This window comes from Bradyrhizobium sp. CCGB12 (assembly GCF_024199845.1).
Classification (GTDB): Bacteria; Pseudomonadota; Alphaproteobacteria; order Rhizobiales; family Xanthobacteraceae; genus Bradyrhizobium.
This window is the reverse complement of sequence record NZ_JANADO010000001.1, coordinates 8579036-8602374: the sequence shown is the minus strand read 5'-3', so window position 1 is coordinate 8602374 and position 23339 is coordinate 8579036. Positions and strand designations below refer to the sequence as shown.

At 65.6% G+C, this 23339-nt stretch carries 21 protein-coding genes; 9 read left to right on the top strand and 12 right to left on the bottom strand.

Going from position 1 to position 23339, the window contains the following annotated elements; translation table 11 throughout:
- Nucleotides 1-17 precede the first annotated feature (17 nt).
- On the bottom strand, nucleotides 18-1007 hold the full coding sequence (locus NLM27_RS39590; RefSeq protein WP_254149037.1) for a hypothetical protein: 990 nt from the start codon (nucleotides 1005-1007) through the stop codon (nucleotides 18-20).
- Between the two features lie 283 nt (nucleotides 1008-1290).
- Here NLM27_RS39590 and NLM27_RS39585 point away from each other — a divergent pair, with 283 nt between their 5' ends.
- The 3 genes from NLM27_RS39585 to NLM27_RS39575 all read left to right on the top strand — a co-directional run bounded on the left by NLM27_RS39585 (nucleotide 1291) and on the right by NLM27_RS39575 (nucleotide 3740).
- Nucleotides 1291-1662: a Crp/Fnr family transcriptional regulator gene (locus tag NLM27_RS39585; protein ID WP_254148423.1), complete on the top strand. Its 372-nt coding sequence runs from the start codon at nucleotides 1291-1293 to the stop codon at nucleotides 1660-1662.
- Nucleotides 1659-2471, top strand: a complete 813-nt coding sequence (locus NLM27_RS39580) for an MBL fold metallo-hydrolase (protein ID WP_254148422.1) — start codon at nucleotides 1659-1661, stop codon at nucleotides 2469-2471. The genes NLM27_RS39585 and NLM27_RS39580 overlap by 4 nt, the downstream gene beginning before the upstream one ends.
- 231 nt (nucleotides 2472-2702) lie before the next feature.
- On the top strand, nucleotides 2703-3740 hold the full coding sequence (locus tag NLM27_RS39575) for an IS110 family transposase (protein WP_254144077.1): 1038 nt from the start codon (nucleotides 2703-2705) through the stop codon (nucleotides 3738-3740).
- Nucleotides 3741-4039: 299 nt separating this feature from the next.
- Here NLM27_RS39575 and NLM27_RS39570 read toward each other — a convergent pair whose 3' ends face one another.
- The 3 genes from NLM27_RS39570 to NLM27_RS39560 form a co-directional block, all read right to left on the bottom strand.
- Entirely contained in the window at nucleotides 4040-4537 is a 498-nt protein-coding gene (locus NLM27_RS39570; protein WP_254148421.1) for a TPM domain-containing protein, read from the bottom strand.
- Nucleotides 4538-4539: 2 nt separating this feature from the next.
- Nucleotides 4540-5433, bottom strand: a complete 894-nt coding sequence (locus tag NLM27_RS39565; RefSeq protein WP_254148420.1) for a YgcG family protein — start codon at nucleotides 5431-5433, stop codon at nucleotides 4540-4542.
- A gap of 132 nt (nucleotides 5434-5565) precedes the next feature.
- Complete coding sequence (locus tag NLM27_RS39560; RefSeq protein ID WP_166818293.1) at nucleotides 5566-6174, bottom strand: LemA family protein; 609 nt, start codon at nucleotides 6172-6174, stop codon at nucleotides 5566-5568.
- Nucleotides 6175-6316: 142 nt separating this feature from the next.
- Between NLM27_RS39560 and NLM27_RS39555 the strand changes: the two genes are divergently transcribed.
- From NLM27_RS39555 to NLM27_RS39545, 3 genes are read left to right on the top strand one after another with little or no spacing between them, the layout of a single operon-like run.
- On the top strand, nucleotides 6317-7171 hold the full coding sequence (locus tag NLM27_RS39555; protein ID WP_254148419.1) for an enoyl-CoA hydratase: 855 nt from the start codon (nucleotides 6317-6319) through the stop codon (nucleotides 7169-7171).
- Nucleotides 7172-7175: 4 nt separating this feature from the next.
- Entirely contained in the window at nucleotides 7176-8324 is a 1149-nt protein-coding gene (locus NLM27_RS39550; RefSeq protein WP_254148418.1) for an acyl-CoA dehydrogenase family protein, read from the top strand.
- Nucleotides 8325-8339: 15 nt separating this feature from the next.
- The gene (locus tag NLM27_RS39545; RefSeq protein ID WP_254148417.1) at nucleotides 8340-9536 is read left to right on the top strand and encodes an acyl-CoA dehydrogenase family protein; all 1197 of its coding nucleotides are present in this window, start codon (nucleotides 8340-8342) and stop codon (nucleotides 9534-9536) included.
- Between the two features lie 98 nt (nucleotides 9537-9634).
- Here NLM27_RS39545 and NLM27_RS39540 read toward each other — a convergent pair whose 3' ends face one another.
- The 4 genes from NLM27_RS39540 to NLM27_RS39525 form a co-directional block, all read right to left on the bottom strand.
- Nucleotides 9635-11956 carry a xanthine dehydrogenase family protein molybdopterin-binding subunit gene (locus NLM27_RS39540; RefSeq protein WP_254148416.1) on the bottom strand — a complete coding sequence of 774 codons (2322 nt, stop codon included), beginning with the start codon at nucleotides 11954-11956 and terminating at the stop codon, nucleotides 9635-9637.
- A 126-nt stretch (nucleotides 11957-12082) separates the two neighbouring features.
- The gene (locus NLM27_RS39535; RefSeq protein ID WP_254148415.1) at nucleotides 12083-13189 is read right to left on the bottom strand and encodes a S1C family serine protease; all 1107 of its coding nucleotides are present in this window, start codon (nucleotides 13187-13189) and stop codon (nucleotides 12083-12085) included.
- 167 nt (nucleotides 13190-13356) lie between these two features.
- Entirely contained in the window at nucleotides 13357-14232 is an 876-nt protein-coding gene (locus tag NLM27_RS39530; RefSeq protein ID WP_254148414.1) for a dihydrodipicolinate synthase family protein, read from the bottom strand.
- A gap of 56 nt (nucleotides 14233-14288) precedes the next feature.
- Nucleotides 14289-15254 carry a VOC family protein gene (locus tag NLM27_RS39525; protein ID WP_254148413.1) on the bottom strand — a complete coding sequence of 322 codons (966 nt, stop codon included), beginning with the start codon at nucleotides 15252-15254 and terminating at the stop codon, nucleotides 14289-14291.
- Between the two features lie 201 nt (nucleotides 15255-15455).
- On the opposite strand from NLM27_RS39525, the gene NLM27_RS39520 reads away from it, so the two are divergent.
- Together NLM27_RS39520 and NLM27_RS39515 are read left to right on the top strand one after the other, a co-directional pair.
- Complete coding sequence (locus NLM27_RS39520) at nucleotides 15456-16322, top strand: S1C family serine protease (protein ID WP_254148412.1); 867 nt, start codon at nucleotides 15456-15458, stop codon at nucleotides 16320-16322.
- Nucleotides 16319-16690, top strand: a complete 372-nt coding sequence (locus tag NLM27_RS39515) for a response regulator transcription factor (protein ID WP_254148411.1) — start codon at nucleotides 16319-16321, stop codon at nucleotides 16688-16690. The genes NLM27_RS39520 and NLM27_RS39515 overlap by 4 nt, the downstream gene beginning before the upstream one ends.
- A 12-nt stretch (nucleotides 16691-16702) precedes the next feature.
- Here the strand turns inward: NLM27_RS39515 and NLM27_RS39510 are convergent, their stop codons facing one another.
- From NLM27_RS39510 to NLM27_RS39495, 4 genes are all read right to left on the bottom strand, one after another.
- The gene (locus NLM27_RS39510) at nucleotides 16703-17779 is read right to left on the bottom strand and encodes a HAMP domain-containing sensor histidine kinase (RefSeq protein WP_254148410.1); all 1077 of its coding nucleotides are present in this window, start codon (nucleotides 17777-17779) and stop codon (nucleotides 16703-16705) included.
- Nucleotides 17766-18458 (bottom strand): response regulator transcription factor, encoded by a 693-nt coding sequence (locus NLM27_RS39505; protein ID WP_254148409.1) that lies wholly within the window; start codon nucleotides 18456-18458, stop codon nucleotides 17766-17768. Before NLM27_RS39505 ends, NLM27_RS39510 begins: the two co-directional genes overlap by 14 nt.
- Before the next feature lie 97 nt (nucleotides 18459-18555).
- The gene (locus NLM27_RS39500) at nucleotides 18556-19116 is read right to left on the bottom strand and encodes a hypothetical protein (RefSeq protein ID WP_254148408.1); all 561 of its coding nucleotides are present in this window, start codon (nucleotides 19114-19116) and stop codon (nucleotides 18556-18558) included.
- Between the two features lie 380 nt (nucleotides 19117-19496).
- Nucleotides 19497-21833 (bottom strand): Tex family protein, encoded by a 2337-nt coding sequence (locus NLM27_RS39495; RefSeq protein WP_254148407.1) that lies wholly within the window; start codon nucleotides 21831-21833, stop codon nucleotides 19497-19499.
- A gap of 386 nt (nucleotides 21834-22219) precedes the next feature.
- Here NLM27_RS39495 and NLM27_RS39490 point away from each other — a divergent pair, with 386 nt between their 5' ends.
- On the top strand, nucleotides 22220-23329 hold the full coding sequence (locus NLM27_RS39490; protein WP_254148406.1) for a ring-opening amidohydrolase: 1110 nt from the start codon (nucleotides 22220-22222) through the stop codon (nucleotides 23327-23329).
- Nucleotides 23330-23339: the final 10 nt, after the last annotated feature.

Below are 23339 nucleotides of genomic sequence, written 5' to 3'. Positions count from 1 at the left end.
AGTCGTATCCGAACCGTTCAGCGCGCGACGATCAGGCCCTTGCTGGTGACGACCACCCAGCGGCCGTCCTGGCGGCGGATCGCATCGACACGGCCAACGCCGGGAATGGGATCGCCGGCATAGACCTCGTAGAGGCCGCCGCGGCCTTCGATCAGCGCGCCGCCATTGGCGACGTCGCGCAGCCTCCAGCCTTCGATCGTCGGCAAGCGGCCGACCTCGGTTTTGGGGGCGGCGGGTGCGGGAGCCGCGACTGGCGCTGCGGTCGCAACCTGGGTCGGGGCGATCGAACCAGTGGTTTCCTTGGCGGGCGCGGCGGCCGCCTGCGCCGGGGCGGCGGGCGGCGTGGCGCGGAGCTTGTCGACCGTCTCCGACAGTTTTGCGATCTTAGCCAACGGTTCGGCCTGGGCCTTCTCGAGCTTGTCGAGGCGGTCATTGGCCCGGTTGACCTGGCTGACGCCGGTCTTCGAGCTGTGCTCGACGTTGGCCTTCAGTGCGACGAGGTCGGCATCGATCCGCGCGACAGAAGCGTCCAGCGCGCTGGTGTCGGCGACCTGGACCGGCGCCTGGGCCGGGGCGGCAAAACGCATCATGCCGGCGGTCGCGAGCGCACCGCTGATCGCGCCGACGCAAGCGGCAATCACCACCACCGCGGCCATCGCCGACAGGCGGCGCTTGCCGCCGGTCTCGCGCGGCTCCTCGGCCTTCACATGGGGGGCAAAGTCCTCGCGGTCCCAGGAGCCGTCCCAAGAGCGCTCTGACGGCGCCATCACGATCAGCTTGCCGGGCTTCGGGTCGGGCTTGGTCTCGGCTTTGGCCTCGAGCTTCGGCACCTCGATCCTTGCTGCCTCGATTTTTGGCGGCTCGATCTTGACCGGATCAGGCTTGGGGGGCGCCTCATGATCGGGGGCGATCGAGGGGGCCTCGATCCCGGCGACGGCCTCGACGACCTGCGGCGCGGTCGATGCGGCTTCGCCGGCGCCGTTATCCAGGGTGGCCTGCTCGGGCATTGGTTCGCTCACGGCTCAAATTCTCCAGTCTAGGTTGACCTTTTGGTAACTTTCATTGCTTGCGAATTCCTTACCTCGGGACCCGCTTACCGAAATTTTAGGAACTCGTCCGAGGCCGAATTTGGCCGGGAAAGTGGAACCGGCGTGGCGGGCGTAAGACAATTTGTAACCGGGCGAAGATGAACGGCTGCGCAATGGCGCGGCGTAAACCGGTTGTTTGCCCATCACCGTTCCCCGGCTAACATGGCCTATCCCGTCAGCCAGAAGGCGTTTGGGGGGTGCCATGACGATCGAGAAGTGCATCAACGCGTTTGGTGTCGATGACGTCATCTTCGAAGAAGGCTCGACCGGCCGCGAGCTGTTCGTCGTGCTCGACGGTGAGGTCGAGATCGCCAAGGTGAACGGCGCCAGCAAGACCAGCATCATCAAGCTCGGCAAGGGCGAGTTCTTCGGCGAGATGGCAGTGATCGACGGCTCGGCGCGCTCGGCCACCGCGATCGCATCGGCACCGAACACGAAGGTGATGCGGATCAACCACGCCCGCTTCGTCTATCTGGTCAGCCAGCAGCCTGCATTCGCGCTGATGGTAATGGATGCGCTCTCCAAACGCCTGCGCGCGTCCAACGCCGTCAACTACCCGGCGGCACAATCATGAGCGACTGCAAGCTGACCTCCTTTCCGGTCCTGATGAAGAACGACACCTGCACACTGATCGAGGCGGCAGACAACGTTTACCAGATCCGCTTCACTAACCGCGCGGCGAACGCCTATCTGGTGCGCGGCTCGGCGCGCACGATCCTGATCGATGTCGGGCTGTCGTCGAACTATCCGGCGATGGTCGAGTGTCTGACTTTCGCGGGCTGTCCGCCGGAAAAGATCGACATGGTGGTGCTGAGCCATGAGCATCTCGACCATATCGGCGCGGCCTGGCACTTCAATGAGCGCCGCACCTTCGTCGCCGCGCATCGGCTCGCCGCCAACAAGATCATGCTGCGCGACGATTTCTCGATGCTGCGAAAGATGTTCAACGAGCCGAAAGTGCCGATCAACATCGACATCTGGCTCGAGGAAGGCAATCTGATCGACCTCGGCAATTTCCGCCTCAATGTGATGCACACGCCGGGCCACACCTCGGCCTGCATCACGCTGTTCGACCAGGATAAGGGCCTGCTGTTCGCCGCCGATACGCTAATGCCCGGCGGCGTGATGGGCGGCGTGTTCGGTTCGGGCAGCATTGCCGACTACATACAGTCGCTGGAACGCCTCAAGGGGCTCGATTCGAAGCTCCTGCTGTCGGGACACGGGCGCTTGTCAGACACGCCGCAAGACGATGTGCGGATCGCGATTGCGAGGTCACACGGATTGCTGGAGGACACGGCGCAACTGTTTGACGCGCTGGATGCGCGCTCGAATTTCGAGCCGATCATGCAATCGGTGCGGGATTTAAATAAGCTCGATGATTGAATGGGCCTGCGCTTCGCGCGTGGATGCACGAAGGGACGCACAATCACCTCCACGATATCGTCCCGGCGAAGGCCGGGATCCATAACCCCCGGGGGTAGTTTGGCGAAGACTCGTCGTTCAGGAGTTACACCGCGTGCGATCGGTAGACCTCGCGGTGATGGGGTGGACGGCCCCCTACGGCATCAGTGTGCCAGAATGAGGTTGTCACACACTCATTCACAGGAGCCGTCCGTGGGTCAGATTATCCGCATTGGAATGGATACGTCGAAGTATATTTTCCAGCTCCATGGCGTTGACGCCTCCGAGCAGGTCGTGTTGCGCAAGCGGCTCAGCCGCAAGGCGATGCTGGAGTTTTTTGCCAAGCTGCCGCCGACGGTGGTCGTGATCGAGGCTTGCGGGGCCGCCCACCACTTGGCACGCGAGCTCGGCCGGCTGGGACACACGTTCAAGCTGATTGCGCCGCAGCTGGTGAAGCCCTACGTGCCGCGCAACAAGAACGACGGGCGCGATGCGGAAGGGCTGTGCGAGGCGGCGAGCCGGCCGCGGATGCGGTATGTGGCGGTGAAGACGGCGGAGCAGCAGGCTGCACTGATGCTGCTGGGCGTCCGCGAGCAATTGGTCGCGCGTCGCACGCAACTCTCCAACACGATCCGCGGGCATGCGGCGGAGTTCGGTCTGATCGCGGCCAAGGGGCTGGACAAGCTCGCCGCGTTCCTGGCGGCGATCAGCCAGGACGAAGGCGTGCCGGCGCTGGCCCGCGAGCTGTTTGCGATGCTGGCTCGCCAATATGACCAGGTGCAGGTCGAGCTGAAGGCGGTCGAGGCCAAGCTGCTGGCCTGGCACCGGGCCGATGCCACGAGCCGGCGATTGGCGCAGATCCCGGGGATCGGTCCGGTCACGGCGGCGGCGCTGGTGATGAAGGCGCCCGACCCACACGCCTTCCGCTCGGGGCGGCTGTTCGCAGCCTGGCTCGGCCTGACGCCCAAGGACCATTCCACTGCGGGAAAGACCCGGCTCGGCAAGATCACCCGGGCAGGTGATGAGAGGCTACGTCAGCTGCTGGTGGTCGGGGCAACCTCGGTGGTGAAGATGGCCAAAACCCGAGATCGCGGGCCTCGCTGGCTGATCGAGCTGTTGAAGCGCAAGACGCCGAAGCTGGCCGCAGTGGCGCTGGCCAACAAGATGGCTCGCATCGCCTGGAAACTGATGACCACGGGGGAAAGCTACGATAGCGCGCGGATCGATGCCCAAATGGCCGTTGCCGCGTAGTTGAGAGATTCGGCCGGCCGGCGACTTAGTCCGCCGACCGAACCGGAGCTGCAGGAGCAGAGGAGATGGTGTGATCGGTCGACCCGAGACGCGAGCAAATCCGTGGGACCCATTGGCCGAGCAAGGTCGCAGCGGTGATTGGAACTCGTGTTGCGGAAACCATCTTGGCCAGCGGCTACAAAGCTGCATCAACAGGCCGCACATATGGATGCAAGCGATCCGATCAAACCTCACAAAGCTCTTGTGCCACGGGGGCCGTCCACATATGGGTCCCGGCCTTCGCCGGGACGACGTAAAGCTTACATCACCACCGGTTCGTCCGGCAGCTCGTTGCGATGCGCGCCTTGCGGCGGGAAATGCTTTGCCAGCTCGCGCGACACCGCCGCGATGCCGTCGATCACGCCGCGTTCGAACTGGCCTGACCTGAACTCCGCCTCCATCGCACGGCAGATGCTCTCCCAGCCCTCGCCTCCGACCTTCGCGTCGATGCCGCGGTCGGCCACGATCTCGACGTCACGGTCGGCAAGCAGGAGATAGATGAGGACGCCGTTGTTGTGCGCGGTATCCCAGATGCGCAGATGCGAGAAGACGTCGAGCGCGCGCTCGCGCGCCGGCTGGTTGCGGAACAGCGGCCCGCCGTCGAGCGCGCCTTCGACCACAAAACGGACCTGGCCGGAATGGGTGGCCTCGCCCTGCTTGATCGCCTGCTCGATGCGGTCGAGCACGGCTTGCGGGAAAATCTGCTTCGCCCGCCAATGATGCTGGAGCAGATGCCTGCCGATGCGCCTGATGCTCATGCCTACCAGCTCCCCGAGGCGCCGCCGCCGCCGAAACTGGCCCCGCCGCCGCTGAAGCTGCCGCTGTCGCTCGATGAGCCGCTGCTCCAACCGCCCCCCGAGGAGCCGCCCGACCACGCGCCGCCGCGCGACGACCCCGTACTCGGTCCCATCGCCGAAAACAGATCGGCGATGAAACCGATGATGAAGCCGATGACGCCGAGCACCATGGCGAGCGCGAAAGAGCCGAGAATGAGCCAGCTCAGCGCTGCGATGATGCCGCCTGTCGCCACCGATCCAAGCAGCCGGCCCAGCATGGCCCGGAAGAACCCGCCGACCCCGATCGATACGAACAGCGTGACGATGAAGAGCGGAGCGAGATCGTCCAGGCTTCCAAAGCTGACGGTTGGTGACGGAACCGGCAGCGGCTCGCCGTCGATCACGCGGATCATGCGATCGACGCCGTCCGAAATGCCTCCGGCGAAATCGCCCGTCCTGAATTTGGGCGTGATGATCTCGTCGATGATGCGCCGTGACGTGACATCGGTGAGCGCGCCTTCGAGCCCGTAGCCGACCTCGATGCGCAAATGCCGGTCGTTCTTCGCAACGATGAGGATCGCACCGTCATCGACCTTCTTGCGGCCGATCTTCCAGGCGTCGGCGACGCGGATCGAGAACTGCTCGATCGTCTCCGGCTGCGTCGTCGGCACGATCAGGACGGCGACCTGGCTGCCCTTGCGGTTCTCGAAATGGCGCAGCTTTTGCGACAGTGCGGCGATGTCGGCGCTGGAGAGCGTGCCGGTCTGGTCGACGACGCGGCCGGTGAGCTGGGGAACGGCGACGTCGGCGTGGGCAGGGATGACGAAGGCGAGGAATACCGCCGCAATGATGACCGCGCACCATACACTCAGGGTCATCGCCCGGCTCGATCGGGCGATCCAGTATTCCAGAGACGCCGGCGGGCTACGGAGAAGCCGCGGCGTACTGGATTCCCCGCCTTCGCGGGGAATGACTGCGGAGTGTGGGGCGCGCATTTGAGGCGAACGCGCTTACTTCGACGGCGCGGGCGCCGGGTTGAAGTCCACCTTCGGCGCGGTCGAGATCTCCTTCTCGTTCTCGACCGAGAAGTTCGGCTTCTCCTTGTAGCCGAACATCATCGCGGTGAGATTGCTCGGGAAGGAGCGGATGGTGACGTTATAATCCTGCACCGCCTTGATGTAGCGGTTGCGCGCCACCGTGATGCGGTTCTCGGTACCCTCGAGCTGCGACATCAAATCCTTGAACAGGGCGTCCGACTTCAGCTGCGGATAGTTCTCGGTGACGACCAGGAGGCGCGACAGCGCGCTGGAGAGCTCGCCCTGGGCGGCCTGGAATTTCTGGAACGCTGCGGGGTCGTTCAGCACCTCGGGCGTCGCCTGGATGCTGCCGACCTTGGCGCGGGCATTGGTGACGCCGAGCAGCACGTCCTTCTCCTGCTGCGCAAAGCCCTTTACCGAGTTGACGAGGTTGGGCACGAGATCGGCGCGGCGCTGATACTGGTTCACCACCTCGGACCAGTTGCTCTTGATCTGCTCGTCCTCGCTCTGGATGGCGTTGTAGCCGCAATTGGTCAAGCTCAGCGAGGCCAGGGCCGCCAGCACGGTCAGGATCTTGCGCATCAAATTTCTCCCGGTGAAATCTGGCATAAGCTATCAGATTGGGCGCGCGAGAACAGCAGCCGGCTGACGCAAGCCTCTTGCCTATCCCTCGCCCACATAGTCAACTCGGGTAAAACAAGAACGGAAACGCCAGGGAAAAGCGATGTCCTCGTTCGAGACCATCCTCGTGGAGCGACTGGAGCCGGCGATTGCCCGGATCGTGATGAACCGGCCCGAGGCGCGCAACGCGCAAAACCTGCAAATGACCTACGACCTCAACGCCGCCTTCGATGCGGCAGTGCAGGACGATGCGGTCAAGGTGATCATTCTCGCCGGCAACGGGCCGCACTTTTCTTCCGGTCACGATTTGCGCCCCGGCGGCAAGAATGCCGCAGGTGCCGATTTTCCGCCGATTGGAAATTGGGGTGGCTTTGCAGAGCCCAATGCCCATGGCCGCTTCGCGCGCGAGCAGGAAATATATCTCCAGATCACGCGGCGCTGGCGCAACCTCGCCAAGCCCACGATTGCCGAGGTGCACGGCAAGTGCATCGCCGGCGGCCTGATGCTGGCCTGGGCCTGCGATCTCATCGTCGCCAGCGATGACGCGCAGTTCTGCGACCCCGTCGTCACCATGGGCGTCTGCGGTGTCGAGTGGTTCGTGCATCCCTGGGAGCTGGGGCCACGCAAGGCCAAGGAGTTCCTGTTCACGGCCGACAGCTGGAGCGCGCAGGAGGCGCATCAGCTCGGCATGGTCAACCAAATCGTGCCACGCGCGGAATTGTCGTCGCGCGTGCTGGAGCTGGCGCGCCGCATCGCGACAAAGCCGTCCTTCGCACTGAAGCTGACCAAGGAGGCCGTGAATCGCTCCGTCGACGTCATGGGCCAGCCCGTCGCGATCGACCAGGCCTTTGCGCTGCATCAGCTCTGCCACGCGCATAATCTCCAGGAGTTCGGCATGATCGTCGATCCCTCCGGCCTGCATCCCTCCGTGCGCAAGCCGCCGGCGGCCGGAGAGTAGCGACATGGACCTCAATCTCAGTGACAAGCAGCGCCTGCTGCGCGAGAGTGCGGAACGGTTCGTGGCCGAAAGCTACGACGCCGATCATCGCCGCAAGATGGCGAACGATCCGCTCGGCTTCAGCCCCGATGTCTGGAAACTATTCGCCGAGCTCGGCTGGCTGGCGCTGCCGCTTCCGGAGGAGTTTGGCGGCCTCGGCGGCGGCGCGGTCGATGTCGGCATCCTGATGGAAGCCTTTGGCCGCGGACTGGTGTCGGAGCCCTATGTTGCAACCGTGGTGCTGGGCGCCGCGCTGATCGACAGATGCGGCACCAAGGAGCAAAAGCAGGCGAGCCTGCCCAAGGTGGCGGACGGATCGCTGAAGCTTGCGTTTGCGCATTCCGAGCGCGCGGCACGGTTCGATCTTGCCAAGGTCGCGACCGTCGCCAACAAGACGGTGCAGGGCTGGCGCCTGACCGGCAGCAAGATCGCCGTGCTCGACGGGCATGCCGCCGATGAGATCATCGTCTCCGCAGTTACCCATGACCATCACGGCCCTTCGGGACGGATCGGCCTGTTCGTGGTGCCGGCCACAGTGCCGGGCCTCGCGATCTCCGACTACGCGCGCCTCGGCGGCGGGCGCGCCTGCAACATCGCGCTGTCCGACGTGCATCTGCCCAAAGACGCCTTGCTTGGCGACGACCGCGACGCGCTGCCTGCGATCGAATGGGCCGTCGATCGCGCCATAGCCGCGCTCGGCGCCGAGGCCGTCGGCATCATGCAGACGCTGCTGGAGACGACGCTGGAGTACACCAAGATCCGCAAGCAATTTGGCCGGCCGCTGTCCGCCAACCAGGTGATCCGCCACCGCCTTGCCGATATGGCCATGCAGGTCGACGAGTCCCGTTCGATGGCGCTGCGCGCCGCGCTGAAAGCCGACAGCCCGCCGGTCGAGCGCGCGCGGGCCGCATCGGGCGCGAAAGCAAAAATCGGCAAATGCGCCCGCTTCGTCGGCGAGCAGTCGATCCAGCTCCACGGCGGCATGGGCGTCACCGAGGAGCTCGAGGTTGGCGCCTATTTCAAGCGGCTGGTCGCCTTCGACACGCTGTTCGGCGGTAGCGCGCATCATTATGGCCGCCATGCCGGGCTTGGCCGCACCGCCGTGCCCGCCTGACACTGGGAGAGCCTCATGGACCTGTCGTTCAATGCCGAGGAACGCGCCTTCCAGGACGAGGTGCGGGGCTTCATTGCGAAGAACCTCACCGATGAGATGAAGCGCGCCACCGCGCTGACACCGTCCGTGTTCTCCGATCCCGACATCGGCATGGCTTGGCAGCGCGCGCTGCACAGGCAGGGTTGGGGCGCGCCGGGCTGGCCGGTCGAGCACGGCGGCCCGGACTGGACGCCGGCGCAGCGCTGGATCTTCGAGACCGAATCCGCACGGGCTGGCGTGCCGAATGTCAACGTGATGGGCGTGAAGATGGTCGGGCCCGTCATCATCGGCTTCGGCTCGCCGGAACAGAAGAACTTCTATCTGCCGCGGATCCTCTCCGGCGAGGATTATTGGTGCCAGGGCTATTCCGAGCCCGGCTCAGGCTCCGATCTCTCCTCACTGAAGACGCGCGCGGTGCGCGACGGCGACGACTACATCATCAACGGTACGAAAATCTGGACCACGCATGCGCACCACGCCAACCGCATGTTCGCGCTGGTGCGCACCAGCGACGGGCCGCGGCAGCAGGAGGGCATCAGCTTCATCCTGATCGACATGAAGACACCCGGCATCACCACGCGCCCCATCCTCACCATCGGCGGCGACCACGAGGTCAACCAGGTGTTCTTCGACGACGTGCGGGTGCCCGTGGCCAACCGCGTCGGCGAGGAAGGCAAGGGCTGGACCTACGGCAAATATCTGCTCGAGTTCGAGCGCGGCTCGGGGATCGCGTCGGCCAAGCTGCGCGAAGGACTGAAGGCGATCGCGGATCTCGCCGAGTCCGACCTCACGGGCCGCGCGATCGACAGCCCCGACATCGCCACGCGCATCTCCGAGGTCGAGGTTGACATCGACGCGTTGGAGATGACCGAGCTGCGCGTGCTCTCGGCACTCCAGACCGGGCAGAATCCCGGCGCGGTGTCGTCGATCCTGAAGTTGCGCAACAGCGAAATCCGCCAGGCCGTGACGCGGCTGGGGGCCGACGTGATCGGCCATGACGCCCTCGCCGTCGAGCCGATGCGCCCGCTCTACAAGCTCAACCACGAGCCGGCGACGCCTGAGGAGATGCTGACGGTGGTGCCGGAATATCTCAACGGCCGCGCCTACACGATCTTCGGCGGCACCTCGGAGATCCAGCGCGACATCATCGCCAAGATGATGCTGGGGATTTGAGGCGGCGCTAGCGCCACACACTCGCTGTCGTCCCGGGCCTCGTGCGCAATCGCGCACTAGGCCGGGACGACACCGAGTTTGAGGCTTCAGCTGAGCCCCTAACTCGTCTTCGCGTCGCTGATCGCGTTCCAGATCTTCTGCGGCGTCAGGGGCGTATTCAGCTGGGTGATGCCGAGCTCGGCGAGCGCGTCCATCACGCCGTTGGTGACGCAAGGCGGGCCGCCGATGGCACCGGATTCGCCGCAGCCTTTGGCACCGAGCGGATTGGTGCGACAGGGCGCGGAATCGTCGAGCGTCACCACGATCGGCGGCACGTCGTCGGCGCGCGGGATGCAGTAGTCCTGGTAGCTCGCGGTGAGGAGCTGGCCGTCGGCATCGTAGGACACGCCCTCATACAATGCCTGACCGATGCCCTGCGCGACGCCGCCATGGATCTGCCCCGTCACCAGCATCGGGTTCACGGCCACACCGACGTCGTCGACGGTGGTGTAGCGCACGACCTTCGACACGCCGGTCTCGGGATCGATCTCGACCTCGCAGATATGCGTGCCGTTCGGCCAGCTCGGCCCATCCACCTCACCCTCTGAATCGACGCTGAGCTTGGCGCCGCTCTCCTTCTCGGCGAGATCGAACAGGCTGATGCGGCGGTCGGTTCCGACCACGGTGAGCATGCCGCCCTGGTATTCGATGTCCTCGACCGAGGTCTCCAGCACGTTCGCCGCCTTCTCGCGGGCCTTCTGGATCAAATCGTTGGACGACACCGCGACCGCCGTGCCGCCGACGAACAGTGAGCGCGAGCCGACGCTGCCAAAACCCATGGCGAGATCAGTGTCGCCCTGGACGACATCGATCTTGTCCATGGCAATCCCGAGCGTGTCGGAGATCATCTGAGTGTAGGTGGTCTGCAGCCCCTGCCCCATCGCCATGGTGCCGGAATGCAGCACGACGCGGCCCTGCGAGGTCGCGTGCAGGCTCACCTTCTCGGTGTGGGCGCGGCCGCCGGTCCATTCGATGTAGGACGTGAGCCCGCGGCCGTAGAGCAGGCCTTTCTTCTTCGCTGCTTTCTTACGTGCGGCAAAGCCGTCCCAGTCGGCAAGCTTCACGGCACGGTCGAGCATGTGCGCGAAGGCGCCGGAATCATACACTTGGCCCGCTGCATTGGTGTAGGGCAGCTGCGCGGGCTTGATGTAGTTGGCTTTGCGGATCGCGCGCGGATCCATGCCGATTTTTCGCGCGGCCGCGTCGAACAGGCGCTCGACGATGAACACCGCCTCGGGGCGGCCGGCGCCGCGGTAGGCACCAACGGGCGCGGTGTGCGTCATCACCGACTGCACTTCGAAATGCACCAGCGGCAAATCGTAGACGCCGGTCTGCACGAACGGCCCAAGCACCAGCGGAATGATGTTCGCCGCACCCGAGGAATAGGCGCCGGTGCAGCCGATCGACTTGACGCGATAGGCCAGCACCTTGCCCTTCTCGTCGAGCGCGAAGGACGCCGTGGAGGTGAGATCGCGGCCGTGGGTGCCGCCGACGAACTCGTCGGTGCGGTCGCCGCGCCACCGGATTTTTTTGTTCAGCTTGGTTGCCGCGTAAGCGACGATACCATCTTCCGGATAGAGGTTCGTCTTCTGGCCAAAGCCGCCGCCGATGTCGCCGACCAGCACGCGGACGCTGTCCTTGGGACGCTTGAGCACGGCTTCCGCCAGCACGTCGCGGGTCGAGGCCGGCGTCTGCGATTGCACATGCAGGAGAAGGCGACCGGATTTCTTGTCGATCTCGGCAATGGTCGAGCGCGGCTCCATCGCGGAGGGCACGAGGCGCTGGCTGACGACATCGAGCTCGACGGTATGTGCAGCCTTGGCAAAGGCCTCGTCAACCTTGACGGCATCGCCGTAAGCCATGGCGCCGACGATGTTGTCAGGCGCCTCCGGCCACACCACGGGCGCGCCGGGCTTCACCGCCTCGACGGGATCGACCACTGCGGGCTGCACGTCATATTCGACCACGATCGCCTCGGCCGCGCTCTGCGCCTCAGTGCGCGACGACGCCACCACGGCGGCCACGGCCTCACCGGCATAGCGCACGACCTCGTGGGCGAGCAGGCGGCGCGGCGGCACCGTCATCGGCTTGCCGTCGGGACGCTTGAAGATGCTCAGCGTGGGGATGCTGCCGACGTCGTCCTTGACGAGGTCCGCCCCCGTATAGACCGCGATGACGCCCGGCATCGACGCCGCGACGCCGGTGTCGACCGAAACGATCTTCGCGTGGGCGTGCGGCGAGCGCAGCACGTGCAACCACAGCGCGCCGTCCTCCGGCTTGTCGTCGATGAACTGCCCCTTCCCGGTGAGCAGCCGCTGGTCTTCCAAACGCTTGACGGGCTGCCCCGCTCCGAAACGCAAATTGCCGGGAAGAATGTTCATTCCGTGGGGTCCTTGAAATCCGGAAAACGACCGCGGCGGTTTTAGCCGATTTTGCAGTCGATACAACCGACCCGCAGCACATCTGCATTGCGTGCTACGCCCGCTTTGGCCGCGCAGATTGCCGGTTCAGGAGCGCTCGATGTCGATGATGCCCACGTTCACGTCGCGGCTGTCCGAGCCCCGCTTGACAGTAATGCGGACAGTCTTCCCGGCGCCGACCTGCTCCAGCGCATCGGTCAGGTCGGCGAGGCGCCGCACCGGCTTGCCTTCGACGGCGGTGATGATGTCCCCGACCGCCCCAGTCGAAAAGTTGACACCACGAATCCCCGCCTGCTCAGCCGGACTTCCGGGGGCCGTCCGCACGACGATCACCCCTTCGACGCCAAGCCGGGTCGAGACATCCTCGCCGGCGGCCACAATGCCGATGCCGGGCGTCGGCACGCGGCCGTTGCGAATGAGCTCGGGGACAATCCGATTCACGATGTCGACCGGCACCGCAAAGCCGATCCCGGCGTTCGATCCGGACGGCGAGATGATCGCCGTGGTGACGCCGATCAGCCGGCCGGCGGAATCCAGCAAAGGCCCGCCCGAATTGCCCGGGTTGATCGCGGCATCGGTCTGGATGACGTTGGCAATCTCCCGGCCGCCATGAGTCGGAAGCCTGCGCTTGAGCGCGCTGATGATGCCGCTCGTCATCGATTGATCCAGCCCAAAGGGATTGCCGATCGCGAAGGCAGACTGCCCGACCTTCAGGTCGTTCGAACTGCCGAGCGCGATCGGCGGCGGAAGCTGGCGCACGCTGCGGATCCGCAGCACCGCGAGATCGTAATTGGGAGCTCGGCCGACGAGCTCGACCTCGGCCACCTCTCCCGACGCGAAGCGCACGGCGATCTCGTTGCCATTGGCCACGACATGGTTGTTCGTCACGAGATGTCCGTCGCGATCCCAGACGAAGCCCGTGCCTGAAGCTCCGCCGCTGCCCTGCCCTTCCTCGCTCATTAGAGGATTGGCCGCCGACTTGACGGCAACCTGGACGACCGAAGGCGATACGCGCTCGAAGATGTCGATGGTCGCCTTTTCGCCATCGGACAGCGGCCCGCGCTGCTCGACGGCACGTGCGGAGGGCGCCGCCCATGGGACATACGAGCTCGGGACATGCAGGATTTTCGCGGACGTGATGGCGAGCAGCAGGGCGGCGAAGACCGCCGCGGCAATCGCATAGCGACGATTCATCGGGGATTACCGTCTCTTGTGCCGGATACGATCTCGGGACGCACATGCATGTGGTCACACACCTCGCTCACGCAGCAACGTCGCAAACGAACGGAAGTTTCTCCGTCAGGTAAGGAGTGTTTTTGCGTCCGGCACGGCGCCGGGGCAAATTGCCGCGTGGCAAACGGCTATTTCAGCTCCCGCAACGCCGCTTCCACGACCTTGCGTGCGTCGGCCGTCAGCGGGACCTGCGGCAGGACGGGATCGCCGACATCGTAGCCCTGGCTCGCCAACCCCGCCTTGATACAGGCGGCGAGATTGAAGCGGGCGAAGGCCTCGTTGATGCGCCACAGCCGGCGCTGCAGCGCCATGGCCTCATCCCAGCGGCCCGCCTTGCAGAGATCGTAGAGTGCGACGCTCTGGCGCGGGATGATGCAGGCAGGTCCCGCCATCCAGCCACGGCCGCCGATCAGCATCACTGCGGCCGGGATATGGGCCGAGGCCGAGAACACCCGCAGAGCCTCGCCGCAGCGGTTCATGATCGAGAGCAACCGACCGGTGTTGGTCGAGGCATCCTTGATGTAACCGATGCGCGGATGTTCGGCGAGGCGCGCAACAACGTCGAGCGTGAGGTCGGAGCGCTGGAATTGCGGATTGGTGTAGATGACGACGGGGATGTCCACGGCATCGGCGATGGCGCGGAAATAGGATTCGACCTGTGAATCGGCGAGCGGGAAATAAGCCTCCAGGATCGCCAGGATACCGTTGGCACCGAGCTTCTGATACGCCCTCGCCTGCGCCACCGCGTCGGCCGTCGAGGTGGAGGCGACGCCGGCCACAACCGGCACACGGCCCTTCGTAGCCTCGATCGTGGTCTGCACGATCATCATGCGTTGCGCGGCATTGAGATAGGCGAACTCGCCGGTCGAGCCAAGCGGCGTCAGCCCGTGGACGCCGGCGCCGATCAGATCGTCGCAGAGTTTTGCGAGGACCGCGGTGCGCACGCTGCCCTCGGCATCGACGGGCGAAACGAGATAGGGGAAGACGCCGTGGAATTCGGACATGTCGGATGTGGATCCCGGAGCTGTTTGCCCGGTATTACCAATGCCCGCGCCTGCGATCAAACCCTGAGCAGCCGCACACGCGTGCCCCAGGGATCGATTGCCTCGACGCCGTCCGCGATCGTCGTGACTTTCACACCAGCCTTGCGCAGGCGCTCCTCCTGTGCGGCGAGCAGGTCCTGTTTCTCCATCACCAGCGAGAACCAGGCGAGACCCGTGGCCTGATCGTCGCGTTGACCGGCGCCCTGGCTCTGCCAGACGTTCATGCCGAGGTGATGGTGATAGCGGCCCGACGACAGGAACGCCGCGCCGTTGCGCTTGCGGGTCGGATCGAGGCCGATCGTGCCGTGATAGAAGCGCTCGGCCTGCGCAAGATCGCCGACGCGCAGATGCATGTGGCCGATGCGCAAGCCGTCCGGCGCCTTGGCATAGTCGGGAACGCGGGTATTGGTTAGCGACAGCAAATCGGGGATGTTGAGCTCGTCGGTCGCCATCTTCACGCTGCCCTCGCTCCACTGCCATTGCGAGGGATCGCGATCGGCATAGACCTCGATGCCGTTACCTTCGGGGTCATCGAGATAGACGGATTCAGAGACGAGGTGATCGGCAAAGCCAGACAGCGGCACGCGGTGCGAGGCGGCTGCTACCAGCCAGCGCGCGAGGTCCTTGCGCGTCGGCATCAGGAAGGCGGTGTGATAGAGGCCGGCGGCGCTGCGCGGCTCGATTCCCGCATCGGGACGCGCCTCCAGCACAAGGAGCGTGATGCCGGCCGTGCCGAGCTTGGCGGTGGTGCTTGAGCGCTCCATCACGGTGAGCCCGATCACGTCACGGTAGTAGTCCGCGACCTTGTCGATATCCTTGACCCGCAGCGTCACCATGCCGACCCGCATCGGCGTGCGGCTGGCATAGGTCGGCCCGCCGCCCTGCGCGGTGCCCTCGGCACGTGCCGCGGCTGCGGCGGCCATTGCGAGCGAGGTCGCACCGGCGAGTTGAATCAGGGTGCGGCGGGTGAGGTCGATGGTCATCAGTCAGGGCTCTTGGAAGCAGGGGAAGTCATGCGGCACAAGGTCAGGCCGATTGCTACACGTCCCCGTGAGCAGCTCCCAATCACATGTTCGTCGGCCGTGGCCCTGCGGAAGCCAGTTCATCGTCTATGTCCTGGCCACCCGGCCAGTTTCGCAAACGCCTGCGACGTCCCAGATTGAGGGCAGCTACAGGAGCCTGCCATGACCGACCCCACTGCCCTGTCTTCCCTATCGTCCGCGCTCGCGGACGTGGTGGCGCGCACCGCGCCGTCCGTCGTCTCTGTGCATTCACACCGCTCCCGCGCGACCGGCTTCGTCTGGAAACCCGGCCTGATCGTCACCGCCGACGAGGCCCTCGCCGACGAGGGCGCGGTCGAGATCGGCCTTCCCGACGGCAGCCGAGCGGCCGCCACAATCGCCGGCCGCGACCATACGACCGATATCGCGCTGCTGCGCACCGACGCCGCCATCGCGCCGGTCAAGCTGGCCGCGTCGGTCCCGGCCCTCGGTGCGTTGTCGGTCGTGGTCGCCACCAATCGCGATACGCCGAGCGCGACGCTCGGAATGGTGTCCGCGTCCGGCAAAGGTTGGCGCTCCCTCCGCGGCGGCGACATCGATGCGCGGATCGAGCTCGACGTCAGCCTGCGCGGCAGCCAGCAGGGCGGGCTCGCGCTCGATGCATCGGGCGAAGCCTTTGGCATGGCCGTGCTCGGGCCGCGTCGCGTCCTGGTGATCCCCACGGCGACGATCGAGCGCGTCGCGCCCCAGCTCGAGACCCGCGGCCGCATCGCGCGCGGATATCTCGGCCTCGGGCTCCAACCGGTGCGGCTCGATGACGGCATCGGCGCGATGGTGATGAATGTCGACAAGGCCGGACCTTCGGCTGCCGCCGGCATCCGCCAGGGCGACGTGATCGTGGCGGTCAACGACCAGAAGCTCTCCGGCGTGCGCGCCCTGTCGCGGACGCTGGGTCCTTCGAGCGTCGGCGCGGTGGTCGATGTCGCGGCGCGCCGCGGCGGCGAGCCTGTCAGCTTCAAGGTCACGGTCGGTGAAAGGCCGGAGGCGTGAGCGAGGACAACGCGCCCGAAATCGTGCTGGCCCTTGAGATCGACGATCCCGCCCTCGCCGATCGCCTGGCGAAACTGCTCGGCAACGTCACAGGGCTTCGCCTCGCCGCGCCCGGAGAGCCCGCTGCCGCGGCAGTCATCGCCCGCGATCCGCGTATCATGCCAAACGATATCGCGCTGACGCAGCGCGAGCTCGACGTGCTGGCGCTGATGGCCGAAGGCGCCTCCAACAAGATGATCGCGCGCCAGCTCGGCATCTCCGTGCACACCGTGAAGTTCCATGTCGGCTCGCTGCTCGACAAGCTCGATGCCACCGGCCGCACCGACGCGGTCGCGCATGCGGCGCGCCGCGGCGTGATCGAGCTGTGACGCCTTCCGGCATCACATTGCTGATGTCGGCGGGAAGCTGAGCTGGACCGTGAGGCCCGGCGCGTTGTCATGCAACGCGATCTCGGCGCCGTGAAGGCGCGCGACCGCGGCAACGAGACTGAGACCGAGGCCATTGCCTGGCGTATAGCGGCTCTGCTCGAGCCTGTAGAAGCGCTTGAACACGTATTCGCGTTCCTCAGAGGGAATGCCCGGGCCGTCGTCAGCGATCGCGATCGTCGCGCCGCCACCGGCGCTGCGGCAGGTGACCGTCACCTGCCCGCCTTTGCGCCCGTGCTTGATTGCGTTGTCGACGAGATTGGCGATGGCGTCGAACAACAGGTCGCGGTCGCCGGTCACCGGCACCTCGCGATCACCGCCGAGGCTGAGCTTTGTGGCGACCTCTTCGGCGGCGGCGTCGTAGAGCTCCACGACCTCGCCGGCAATCTCGGCGAGGTCGAGCGCGCGGAAGGCGCCGGTGCGGGCCCGGGTCTCGATCTCCGAGATCCGGGTGATGGAGGCGAACATGCCGAGCACGGCGTCGAGATCAGCGATGGTGTCGCCGATCAGCGCCGCATCGGCTTCGCCGTTGCGCGGAGCATGATAGGCCTTCTCCAGCCGACCCCGCATGCGCGTCAGCGGCGTACGCAGATCGTGGGCGACATTGTCGCTGACCTGCTTGACCTCGCCCATCAGCGTCTCGATGCGGTCGAGCATCTGGTTGAGGTTTTCGGCGACGCGGTCCCATTCATCGTTGCTGCCGCGCAGGGGAATGCGCTGGTCGAGGCCTGCGAGCATGATGGCGCGGCTGGTGGCGTTGATCTGCTCGATCCGGCCGACGGTACGCCGCGTCACCAGCACGGCCGCGAGCCCGGCGAGGACGAGGAGCAACACCGCAACCGCAGCCATCGCGAGCTCGATCATCCGCGTGAAGGCATCGTGATCGCCGGCAGCGCCGAGCCGACTTTGCACGTAGGCGAGCGTGCCGAAATAGACATAGGCCATGATCACCGCCACGATCAGGCCGAACGCCGCGATCGCGATCAGCGCCAGGCGGAAGGTCGACGAGCGGAGCGTCTTAGCCAGGAGCACGGAGGCAGTATCCGATGCCGCGAATGGTGTGGATCAGCGGGTAGTCTTGGCTGTCGTCGACCTTGCGGCGGACCCGTCCGACATAGACGTCGATGATGTTGGTGGAGGGATCGAAATGCAGATCCCACACATGCTGGAGCAGCATCGCGCGGGAGACGACGCGGCCCTCGTTGCGGACGAGATATTCGAGCAGCTGGAACTCGCGCGGCAGCAGCGGAATCTTGCGGCCGCGGCGGCTCGCACTGCGCGCGATCAGGTCGATGGCGAGATCGCCGACCCGCAGGATCGTTTCCTTGGCGATGGTCTCGCTGCGGCGGCCGAGGGCCTCGAGCCGCGCCAGCAATTCGGTGAAGGAGAACGGCTTGACGAGATAATCATCGCCCCCGGCGCGCAGGCCCCGCACGCGGTCGTCGACCTCGCCGAGCGCGGAAATGATCAGGAACGGCGCGGCGATGCCGTCGTCGCGCAATTGCCGCATCACGGTGATGCCGTCGATGTCGGGCAGCATACGGTCGATGGTGATCACGGCATAGTCGCGCGAGACGCCGTGGCTCAGGGCTTCGCGCCCCGTTGCGGCGAGATCGACCTCATAGCCTGACGTCGTCAGTTCCTCGACGAGCTGGCCCGCGGTTTCCGGATCGTCCTCGACGACCAGGATGCGACGGTGACCTCCGGTCATGACAAACTCCGCGCGACGACCGCCACCAGACTATCCCGTTCCGGGGCAGAGCGGAACCGCCCGGTGGCGATCGCGACAATGGTGCGGTACAGCGATGCTAGTACCAACCGTCTCCGCACACATTGACCCATTGCCACCCATAGGGCGTCAAACTCCTGCGCCAGCAACCATCGTCGTAATAGTTGTAATAATTGGCGTAGTAGTAGGGCGCGCCGAAAAAGGCGAACCGGTTGAAGCGGTGACGGTGGAAGAAGGCATGGCGGCCAATGAACGGCCTGCCGTGCCAACCCCGGCCAGCAAACCGCGGGCCGAAAGCGGCGCGGGTCGCTAATGGTGCACCGGCAAAGCGCGGCCCCATGGCAGCACGCGCGGCCATTGGCGAACCGGCGAAGCGGGCGCCACCGAAACGAGCACCGCCCATGCCGCCAAATCGCATGCCGCCGCCACCCATACCGCCGACGTGCATACCGCCTCCGCGCATTCCTCCACCGAAGCCGCCCGCGTGCATTCCGCCACCACCGAAATGTCCGCCACCACCGAAGCCACCACCGCCGTGACCTCCGCCACCACCGCCGCCACGGGCGAGCACCGGCGAAGCGAGCGCCATTGCAGCGGCGACCGTCACCGCGGTGAAGCCTTTGAGAAGCCTGTTGTTCATCGAAGCATCCTCCGTGCTGCGCGGCGAAACCAATGCCACGCGAGAAGGACCAGATGAGAGGAAGGGACAAGCAGCTTCAACTTACAAACGCGCCAGATTCTGACGCGGAAGTTAGGAAGGTGAGCTTTCCGCGCAAACGGCGACAGCCGAACAGGCACGCTCTCTCCTCGTCATTGCGAGGAGCCCTTGCGAGGAATCAATCCAGAGTCTTTCCACGGGGGGACTCTGGATTGCTTCGCGGAGCCTGTCATCGGGCCGCGCTACGCGCGGACCCGTTGGCTCGCAATGAGGATGTGGAGAGCACTCCCCACACGTCCAACAGCTCAACGCGTAGGAACTGCCCGACCTCTCCCCGCAGAGAGCGGGGAAAAGGTAAAGGCTCAGGCCCGCTTTCCGTTGTTCTTCTCCGCCGCGCGGCGCAGGGCTTCGGCGAGGGCGCCACCGCCGGAGGATTCCTGCTTGCGCGGTGCCGACGAGGTCATGCGGGCGGCATTGCGCGTGTTGTTGTCGCGCTGCATGCCGGGGGCGTCCTTCTTGGCGCCGACCTCGTCGTCGAGGCGCAGCGTCAGCGAGATGCGCTTGCGGGCGACCTCGAAGTCCAGCACTTTCACCTTGACGATGTCGCCGGGCTTCACCACCTCGCGCGGATCCTTGATGTAGGTCTTGGACATCGCCGAGATGTGCACGAGGCCGTCCTGGTGCACGCCGATGTCGACGAAGGCGCCGAAGGCGGCGACATTGGTCACGGTGCCCTCGAGGATCATGCCCTTCTGGAGATGCTTGATCTCCTCGACGCCCTCCTTGAACACCGCGGCCTTGAACGCCGGTCGCGGATCGCGGCCGGGCTTCTCAAGCTCGCGCAGGATGTCGGTGACGGTCGGCAGACCAAAGGTCTCGTCGACAAAATCCTTCGGCTTGAGCGTGCGCACGATCTCGCTAGAGCCTATCAGCGCCTTGATGTCGCTCTTGGTGGCCGCGAGAATCCGACGTACCACCGGATAGGCCTCCGGATGCACGCCGGAGGCATCGAGCGGGTCTTCGCCGCCGAGGATGCGCAAAAAGCCCGCGCATTGCTCGAACGCCTTCGGACCAAGCCGCGGCACCTCCTTCAGTGCCTTGCGCGACTTGAACGGGCCGTTGGCGTCGCGGTGCGCCACGATGCTCTGCGCAAGACCGGAGCCGACACCCGACACACGCGCCAGCAGCGGTGCGGAGGCGGTGTTGACGTCGACGCCGACGGCATTCACGCAGTCTTCCACCACGGCATCAAGCGATTTGGCGAGCTTGGCCTGGCCGAGGTCGTGCTGGTACTGACCGACGCCGATCGCTTTGGGCTCGATCTTGACGAGCTCGGCGAGCGGATCCTGGAGACGGCGGGCGATCGAGACCGCGCCGCGCAGGGTGACGTCGAGGCCCGGCAATTCCTCCGAGGCGAAAGCGGAGGCCGAATAGACCGAGGCGCCCGCTTCCGACACGACGATCTTGTTCATCTTCAGCTCGGCCAAGCCCTTGACGAGGTCGGCCGCGAGCTTGTCGGTTTCGCGAGAGGCGGTACCATTGCCGATCGCGATCAGCTCGACGCGGTGCTTCAGCGCGAGCCGGCCGAGCGTCGCCAGCGACTCGTTCCACTGCCGCTGCGGCTCGTGCGGATAGATCACGGCGGTATCGACCACCTTGCCGGTGGCATCGATGACGGCGACCTTGACGCCGGTACGGTAGCCGGGATCGAGGCCCATGGTGACGCGGGTGCCCGCGGGCGCGGCCAGCAGCAGGTCGCGCAGGTTCGAAGCGAACACGCGCACCGCCTCGGTCTCGGCCGAGTTCCACAGCCGCATGCGCAAATCGATGTTGAGATGCACCTGGATCTTGGTGCGCCAAGCCCAGCGCACGGTGTCGATCAGCCAGCGGTCGCCGGCGCGCTTGAGGTCGGCGATGCCGAACCGCTTCATGATCTTCAATTCATAGGCGCCCGGCACGCCGGCGGGCGGCGCTTCGGCCTCGGCCTGCATTTGCAGGTCGAGAATCTCTTCCTTCTCGCCGCGGAACATCGCGAGGATGCGGTGCGACGGTAGCTTGGTCAGCGGCTCGGAGAAGTCGAAATAGTCGGCGAATTTTTCACCCTCGGTCTTCTTGCCGTCGCGCACCTTGGAGGCCATGCGCGCATTGGTCCACATCTCCTCGCGCAAGCTCCCGATCAGGTCGGCGTCCTCGTCGAAGCGTTCGACCAGGATGGCGCGGGCTCCGTCGAGTGCGGCGGCGGCATCGGCAACGCCCTTCTCGGCGTTGATGAAGCCTTCCGCCACGATTTTCGGATCGTTGCCCGGCTCCGCGATCAGCTGATCGGCGAGCGGCTCGAGGCCGGCTTCCTTGGCGATCTCGGCCTTGGTGCGGCGCTTCGGCTTGAACGGCAGATAGATGTCTTCGAGGCGGGCCTTGCTGTCGGCGGCGAGAATGGAGGCTTCGAGTGCGGCATCGAGCTTGCCCTGTTCGCGAACCGATTCGAGGATCGCCTTGCGGCGGTCCTCGAGCTCGCGCAGGTAAACCAGGCGCTCCTCCAGGGTGCGCAATTGCGCGTCGTCGAGCGCACCGGTCGCTTCCTTGCGGTAGCGCGCGATGAAGGGAACCGTCGCGCCGCCGTCGAGCAGCGTCACCGCCGCCTCGACCTGCTCGGCCCGAACCCCAAGCTCCTGCGCAATTTTCTGGTTGATATTTGCCACGCGAGAATCCCTCTATCCAAGCACGCGACGTGGAGCGAACCACCGGGTCGCGGGACGCCGCTTATGGACCAACCAAGGTTGATTCATCAAGGTGCGGCGCGCAACCGTCGACAGACGATTTTTTGTTGAACCGATGCGATCTCGCCACATTCGTGGGGATGTGGCCGAGACGGCGCAGCATACTCCATTGGCGTCCTGGCGAAAGCCAGGACCCAACCGCGAGGTCCATCGGTTGGGATGAGGTGCGTGCACCGGACGACGCGTCTTCACCAAACATCTCCCTGGGGTAGTGGGTCCTGGCTTTCGCCAGGACCACGACGGGGATTGACAGCAGCCTCCGTTCCACGGCTGGTTGACTCGCCGGACCACCGAACTGAGGACCAGTCATGCGCACCACATCGGTCGGCGTCTTCAAGGTCGCCACCAAGGGCCCCGGCGACGTCTCCGGCCTCATGAGTATGATCGGCTCCGGCACCATCGATCCCAAATCAATTCTCGCGATCCTCGGCAAGACCGAGGGCAATGGCGGCGTCAACGATTTCACCCGGGAATATGGCGTTGCCGCGCTGTGTGCGGCACTGGCGCCACATCTCGCGCTGCCACCGCACGAGATCGAGCAGCGCATCGCCTTCGTGATGTCCGGCGGCACCGAAGGCGTGCTCAGCCCGCACATCACGGTGTTCACGCGGCGCGAGGTCGAACGCCCGGCAGACATCTCCGGCAAACGCCTGAGCATCGGCATGGCGCACACCCGTGATTTGCTTCCCGAAGAGCTCGGCCGCTCCGCACAAATCACCGAGACCGCCAGGGCCGTGAAGGCCGCGATGGCAGACGCCGGAATCAGCGATTCCGACGACGTCCATTTCGTGCAGATCAAGTGCCCACTGCTCACCAGCGATCGCGTCGAGGCGGCCGCTGCGCGCGGAAATAAGACGGCGACGACCAGTGCCTACGGCTCGATGGCCTATTCACGCGGCGCCTCCGCGCTCGGAGTTGCGGTTGCGCTCGGCGAGATCGCACCCGACGTCCGCGACGAGGACGTGCTGCGACGCTACGATCTGTTCTCGAAAGTCGCCTCCACCTCGGCCGGGATAGAGCTGATGCACAACGTCGTCATCGTGCTCGGCAATTCAGCGTCGTCGGCGAGCGAGTTCGAGATCGGCCACGCCGTCATGGACGATGCCATCGACGCCGCGGCAATCATGTCCGCATTGAACGACGTCAGAATCGGCGCCGCACCGCAGGCGACGAAGGGGCGCGAGCTCGTCAACATCTTCGCCAAGGCCGAGGCCTCGCCTGATGGCAGCGTGCGCGGCCTCCGCCACACCATGCTGGAGGACACCGACATCAGCTCGACACGCCACGCCCGTGCCGCCGTGGGCGGGCTGATCGCGGGCCTTGCGGGCACCAGCGCGGTCTACGTCTCCGGCGGCGCCGAGCACCAGGGGCCTCCGGGCGGCGGGCCGGTTGCAGTGATCGCACGACTGTCGGACTGATACGGCCTGT